Source organism: Kytococcus sp. HMSC28H12 (genome assembly GCF_001816045.1).
Lineage (GTDB): Bacteria > Actinomycetota > Actinomycetes > Actinomycetales > Dermatophilaceae > Kytococcus > Kytococcus schroeteri.
In genome coordinates, this window is the sequence record NZ_KV824278.1 from 1 (window position 1) to 5,656 (window position 5,656).

5 protein-coding genes and 2 tRNA genes are annotated in these 5,656 nt (G+C 71.5%); 3 read left to right on the top strand and 4 right to left on the bottom strand.

Going from position 1 to position 5,656, the window contains the following annotated elements:
* A partial coding sequence (gene tig, locus HMPREF3099_RS01215; protein WP_070703389.1) for a trigger factor occupies positions 1-1,345 on the bottom strand: 1,345 nt, incomplete at its 3' end.
* A 106-nt stretch (positions 1,346-1,451) separates the two neighbouring features.
* Positions 1,452-1,525: transfer RNA gene (locus tag HMPREF3099_RS01220), tRNA-Pro, on the bottom strand.
* Positions 1,526-1,647: 122 nt separating this feature from the next.
* On the opposite strand from HMPREF3099_RS01220, the gene HMPREF3099_RS01225 reads away from it, so the two are divergent.
* Together HMPREF3099_RS01225 and HMPREF3099_RS01230 are read left to right on the top strand one after the other, a co-directional pair.
* A tRNA-Gly gene (locus HMPREF3099_RS01225) sits at positions 1,648-1,721 on the top strand.
* A 152-nt stretch (positions 1,722-1,873) separates the two neighbouring features.
* Complete coding sequence (locus tag HMPREF3099_RS01230) at positions 1,874-2,065, top strand: antitoxin (RefSeq protein WP_237769689.1); 192 nt, start codon at positions 1,874-1,876, stop codon at positions 2,063-2,065.
* 86 nt (positions 2,066-2,151) lie between these two features.
* Here the strand turns inward: HMPREF3099_RS01230 and HMPREF3099_RS01235 are convergent, their stop codons facing one another.
* Both HMPREF3099_RS01235 and HMPREF3099_RS01240 read right to left on the bottom strand, forming a co-directional pair.
* Positions 2,152-2,613, bottom strand: a complete 462-nt coding sequence (locus HMPREF3099_RS01235; RefSeq protein ID WP_070703391.1) for a ribose-5-phosphate isomerase — start codon at positions 2,611-2,613, stop codon at positions 2,152-2,154.
* Between the two features lie 48 nt (positions 2,614-2,661).
* Positions 2,662-3,327 carry a DsbA family protein gene (locus tag HMPREF3099_RS01240; RefSeq protein ID WP_070703392.1) on the bottom strand — a complete coding sequence of 222 codons (666 nt, stop codon included), beginning with the start codon at positions 3,325-3,327 and terminating at the stop codon, positions 2,662-2,664.
* Positions 3,328-3,465: 138 nt separating this feature from the next.
* Between HMPREF3099_RS01240 and pepN the strand changes: the two genes are divergently transcribed.
* A partial coding sequence (gene pepN, locus HMPREF3099_RS01245; RefSeq protein ID WP_070703393.1) for an aminopeptidase N occupies positions 3,466-5,656 on the top strand: 2,191 nt, incomplete at its 3' end.

The following is a 5,656-nucleotide window of genomic DNA, read 5'->3' on the forward strand; positions in this document are numbered from 1 at the left end:
CCGGCTTCTCGGCGGCCTCCTCACCCTCGGTCGCCTCGTCACCCTCACCCTCGGTCGCCTCGTCACCCTCGCCCTCGGCGTCGTCCTCGAGCGCACCCAGGTCCACGGACTTGCCGTTGGTGTCCACGATCTCGGCGGTCTCCAGGACGGCGGCCAGGGCCTTGCGGCGGCGCACCTCCTCGACGACGGCGCCGATCTGACCTTGCTGGTCGAGCATGCCGATGAACTGGTTGGGGTCCATGCCGGAGGACTGCGCGGACATCATGAGGTACTCGAGCAGCTCGTTCTGCTCGACCTCCACCTCGTCGCGCTCCACCAGGGCGTCCATGAGGAACTGCGCACGCAGGGCGTCCTCGGTGGACTTGGTGACCTCGGCGCGGTGGTCGGCGTCGTCCTGACGACCCTCACCCTCGAGGTGGGAGTTCACCTCAGCCTCCACGATGGCGGCCGGCACCGGGATCTCGAGCTGGCCCAGGAGCTGCTCGAGGATCTTGTCGCGGGCCTCGATGCCCTGCTGGAAGGTGGCGTTGCGCTCTGCCTGCTTGCACAGGTCGGCCTTCAGCTCCTCGACGGTGTCGAACGGGGACGCCAGCTGGGCGAACTCGTCGTCGACCTCGGGCAGCTCGCGCTCCTTGACCGACTGCACGGTGACGGTCACCTGGGAGTCCTCGCCCTGACGGTCGCCGCCGGCCAGCGGGGCGGTGAAGGTCTTGGACTCGCCGGCGGACATGCCCACGAGGGCCTCGTCGAGGCCGTCGATCATGGTGCCCTGACCGACCTGGTAGGAGACGCCCTCCACGGAGTCGATCTCGTCGCCGTCGATCTCGGCACGCAGGTCCATGGAGACGTGGTCGTCGGTGGCCACGGCGCGGTCCACCCCCTTGAGGGTGCCGAAGCGCTCGCGCAGGTCGTCCATGCGCTTCTGCACGTCCTCCTCGGACACCTCGGCCGCGGCGACCTCCACCCTCATGCCGGCGGTGTCCGGCAGCTCGATGGCGGGACGCACGTCGACCTCGACGGTGAACTTCAGCGGGTCGCCGTCGGCCACGGGCACGTCGGTGAGCTCGAGCTGCGGCTCGCCGATGGGCTGCAGGTCGTTCTCGGTGATGGCGCGGGCGTACAGCTCGGGGAGCTGAGCGTTGACGGCCTCCTGCACCACGGCGCCACGGCCGAAGCGCTGGTCGATGATGCGAGCCGGGACCTTGCCCTTGCGGAAGCCGGGGATCTGGACCTGGCCGGCGATGGTCTTGTACGCCTCGTCGAGGGCGGGCTTGAGCTCCTCGTGGGGAACCTCCACCGCCACCTTCACGCGGGTCGGGTCCAGGTTCTCGACAGCACTCTTCACGTCACTCGTCTCCGTTGGTTCAGGGGGATGGGGCCGGCTGCGGCCCCGTCGTCCAGCGACCACGCCGTGTCGCCACGCGATCGCAATGGGGATCAATGCTAGACGGTCGGGGTAGCCGGATTCGAACCGGCGGCCTTCCGCTCCCAAAGCGGACGCGCTACCAAGCTGCGCCATACCCCGTGCTCGGCGCACGACCGCGGCGCCGACAGGGTAGGGTATCCCGGTGCATCGGCCTGCGGTGCATGCCACCGGCAGCAGACCGCCACGCGGCTGCACGCGGCGGCAAGCAGGTCACCACGCGTGCGGGCGTAGCTCAATGGTAGAGCCCCAGTCTTCCAAACTGGTTGTGCGGGTTCGATTCCCGTCGCCCGCTCCACGTCGTACGAGAGCCCCGCGGACACCCCCGCGGGGCTCTCGTCGTCCCCCTTTTCCTTGCGCCCCTCACGCCGGGCTGACAGGGTGGGTGCGGGCGACCCACCCGGGTCGCGCACCGCAGTCACCCGACGAACGGAGAACACCATGGGCATCATGGACAACGCCAAGGACCTGGCAGGCAAGGGCTACGACGCGCAGCGCGAGAAGGTGGATGGCGCCATCGACGCCGCCGGTGACCGCGTCGACGACGCGACCGGCAACAAGTTCGGTGACCAGATCGCCTCCGGTGGCGACAAGGTGGGCGAGCACCTGGACGGCCTGAGCGGCGACGAGCAGCAGGCCTGAGCCCCTCCCCCGGCCGTGCCGGGGAGACGACGAGGCCCCCACCAGGTGGTGGGGGCCTCGTCGTGCGCTACGGCCGGTCGTCCTGGTCAGGCCGGCAGGGTGCCGTCCTTCTCGTAGGCCTCCACCATCGCCACCCGACGGGCGTGACGCTCCTCGCCGGTGAACTCCGTGGTGACGAAGGCCTCCACGATCGCCTCGGCGGTGGCGGTGTCCAGGAAGCGCGCCCCCAGGCTCAGGATGCGGGCGTCGTTGTGCTGGCGGGCCAGGACGGCCAGCTCCGGGCTCCAGGCCAGCGCCGCGCGCACGCCGGCCACCTTGTTGGCCGCGATCTGCTCCCCGTTGCCCGAGCCGCCCAGCACGATGCCGAGCGAGGCCGGGTCCTCGGCCACGGCCCGCGCGGCGGGCAGGACGAACACCGGGTAGTCGTCCACGGCGTCGTACTCGGCCGGGCCGTGGTCCACGACCTCGTGGCCGGCGTCGGTGAGCCACTGCACGAGGTGGCGCTGCAGGTCGTAGGCGGCGTGGTCGCCACCGAGGTGGATCTTCATGGGTCTCCTGTCAGAGGTACGTGCGTCGGGTGCTCGGCGCGGCGTCGCTCAACCGAACTGGGGGCCGACGTCGCGGGAGCGCTTGAGCTCGAAGAAGCCGGGCACCGAGGCGGCCTGCACCACGCCGTCCCACAGTTGGAGCGCGGCCTCGCCGGTGGGGGCCGGGGTGACCACCGGGCCGAAAAAGGCGGTGTCGCCGATCCGGATCACCGGAGTGCCCACGTCGTCGCCCACGAGGTCGACGGCACGCTGCTGGCGCGTCCGCAGGTCCGCGGTCACCTCGTCCTCGGGGTTGTTGCCCACGCCACCGGGGTAGGCCACCTGGGCCAGCTCGGCGGGCAGGCCCACCTCGGCCAGCGCCTCGGCGATGAGGGCCTCGGCCTCGGTCCGGTCGCCGGGCTTGCGGCCACCCGGGTGCAGGCGGGTGCCGAGGGCGTCGTAGAGGGGCTTGGCCACCTCCTGGCCGTGGGCGGCCACGGCGGCCGACACCACACGGGCCGGACCCCACGCGAGCTGCATGCTCTCGGCGTACTCCGCGGGGAGGTCGCGCCCGTCGTTGAGCACGGCCAGCGACATGAGGGACCAGGTGACCTCGAGGTCACGGGCCTCGGCCACCTCCATGAGCCAGCGGCTGGTCATCCAGGCCCAGGGGCAGGTGGGGTCGAAGAACATCTCGACCTGCGTGCGCTGCGTCGTCTGCGATGCGTCGGTCATGCCTCCGAGTCTGCCACCGTCACCCGCCCCGCCGACGACACCACCGCCCACCCACGGGCCCCGCCGCGGCCTCGTGATCTGCACCATCTGCGTGGCACACTGCCGCTGTCCACCGGCCCCCACCCCCTGGAGTACCCCGTGCCCGGCAAGAACCTCACCCGCGACGAGGCAATGGAGCGCTCGCAGCTCATCGCGACGCACAGCTACGAGGTGACCACGGACGTCACGACCGGTCCGTCCACCTTCGCCACGCGCTCGGTGGTGCGGTTCACGGCGCTGGGGGCCGGCGACACCTTCATCGACTTCATCGGCGACCGAGTCACCCGCGCGACGCTCGACGGCGCCGCGCTAGACACCTCCCGTTTCGACGGCGCCCGCCTGCCGGTGCCCGGCCTCACCGAGGGCGAGCACGAGCTGCTGGTGGAGGGCGTGGGCCGCTACATGAACACCGGCGAGGGCCTGCACCGCTTCGTGGACCCGGCCGACGGCGAGGTGTACCTGTACACCCAGTTCGAGGTGGCCGACTGCCGCCGCATGTTCCCGGTGTTCGAGCAGCCGGACCTCAAGGCCACCTTCCGGTTCACCATCACCGCCCCGGCGCACTGGCAGGTGCTGAGCAACGAGGCCACCCCGCAGGGCGTGCCCGCCGGCACAGGCACCCTCGACGGCGAGAACCCGGTGGAGCGCGCCACCTTCACCTTCGAGCCCACTCCCCCGATCTCCTGCTACATCACCGCCGTGGTGGCCGGGCCGTACGTGCGCTTCGAGGACTCGGTGGAGACCCGCAACGGCACCGTGCCGCTGGGCGTGCTGGCCCGCAGGAGCCTCGAGCAGCACCTGGACGCCGACAACGTCTTCGCCATCACCAAGGCCGGCTTCGCGTTCTTCGAGGAGTACTTCGACCAGCCGTACCCCTTCCGCACGTACGACCAGGTCTTCACGCCGGAGTACAACATGGGGGCGATGGAGAACGCGGGCTGCGTGACCTTCGCCGAGATCTACGTCTTCCGCTCCGCCGTGCCCGACACCCTCGTGGAGCGCCGGGCCCTCACCATCCTCCACGAGCTGGCCCACATGTGGTTCGGCAACCTGGTGACCATGAAGTGGTGGAACGACCTGTGGCTCAACGAGTCCTTCGCCGAGTGGGCGTCCACCACCTGCCAGACCGAGGCCACGCAGTGGGACACCGCGTGGACCACCTTCGCCATCAGCGAGAAGACCTGGGCGTACCACCAGGACCAGCTCTCCTCCACGCACCCGATCGTGGCCGAGATCCGCGACCTCGCGGACGTGGAGGTGAACTTCGACGGCATCACCTACGCCAAGGGCGCCAGTGTGCTCAAGCAGCTGGTGGCCTACGTGGGCGAGGACGCCTTCCGCGACGGGCTGCGCGCCTACTTCGCCGAGCACAAGTGGGGCAACACCACCCTGGCCGACCTCACCCGCCACCTCGAGGCGACCTCCGGCCGCGACCTCGGCCCGTGGGTGGCCGCCTGGCTGGAGACGGCGGGGGTCAACACCCTCTCCCCCGTCCTCGAGGTGGACGACGCCGGCACCGTGACCGCCGCGGCCATCGAGCAGAAGGCCACCGCCGAGCTGCCCACCCTGCGCCCGCACCGCATCGCCGTGGGCGCCTACGACCTGGTGGACGGCTCCCTGCAGCGCACTGACCGCTGGGAGCTGGACGTCACCGGCGAGCGCACCGAGCTGCCGCAGCTGGTGGGCCGCGCCCGCCCTGACCTGCTGCTGCTCAACGACGACGACCTGGGCTACTGCAAGGTGCGCCTGGACGCCCACAGCCTGGCGACGGCCACCGAGCACGTGGCGGCCTTCACCGACTCGCTGCCCCGCGCCGTGGTGCTGGGGGCCGCGTGGGACATGACCCGCGACGCGCAGATGTCGGCGCGCGACTTCATCGAGCTGGGGCTGCGCGCCCTGCCCGGGGAGACCGACTCCACGCTGGTGCGCATCCTGCTCTCGCAGCTGGAGGCCGCCGCCGGCCGCTACGTGGCGCCGCAGCACCGCGAGGCCACCGCCCAGCGCCTGGCCGACGAGCTGGGCCGCCTGGTGGAGCAGGCCGCCCCGGGCTCGGACCTGCAACTGCAGCTGGCCACCGCATGGGCCGCCGCCGTGCGCGGGGAGGCCGGCGTGGCCCGCCTGCGCGCGCTGGGGGACGGCACCACCGAGCTGCCGGGCCTGACCGTGGACACCGACATGCGCTGGGCGCTGGTGACCGGCCTGGCCAAGAACGGTGTGCTGGACGAGGACGAGCTGGCCGCCGAGGGGGCGCGCGACCGCACCGCCTCGGGTGCCGAGCGCCTGGCCCGCG

Bases quoted from the DNA above. Each gene is read 5' to 3' on its own strand.
- HMPREF3099_RS01230 (WP_237769689.1), top strand. From the start codon at position 1,874: ATGGACAACGCCAAGGACCTGGCAGGCAAGGGCTACGACGCGCAGCGC.
- HMPREF3099_RS01240 (WP_070703392.1), bottom strand. From the start codon at position 3,327: ATGACCGACGCATCGCAGACGACGCAGCGCACGCAGGTCGAGATGTTC.
- HMPREF3099_RS01235 (WP_070703391.1), bottom strand. From the start codon at position 2,613: ATGAAGATCCACCTCGGTGGCGACCACGCCGCCTACGACCTGCAGCGC.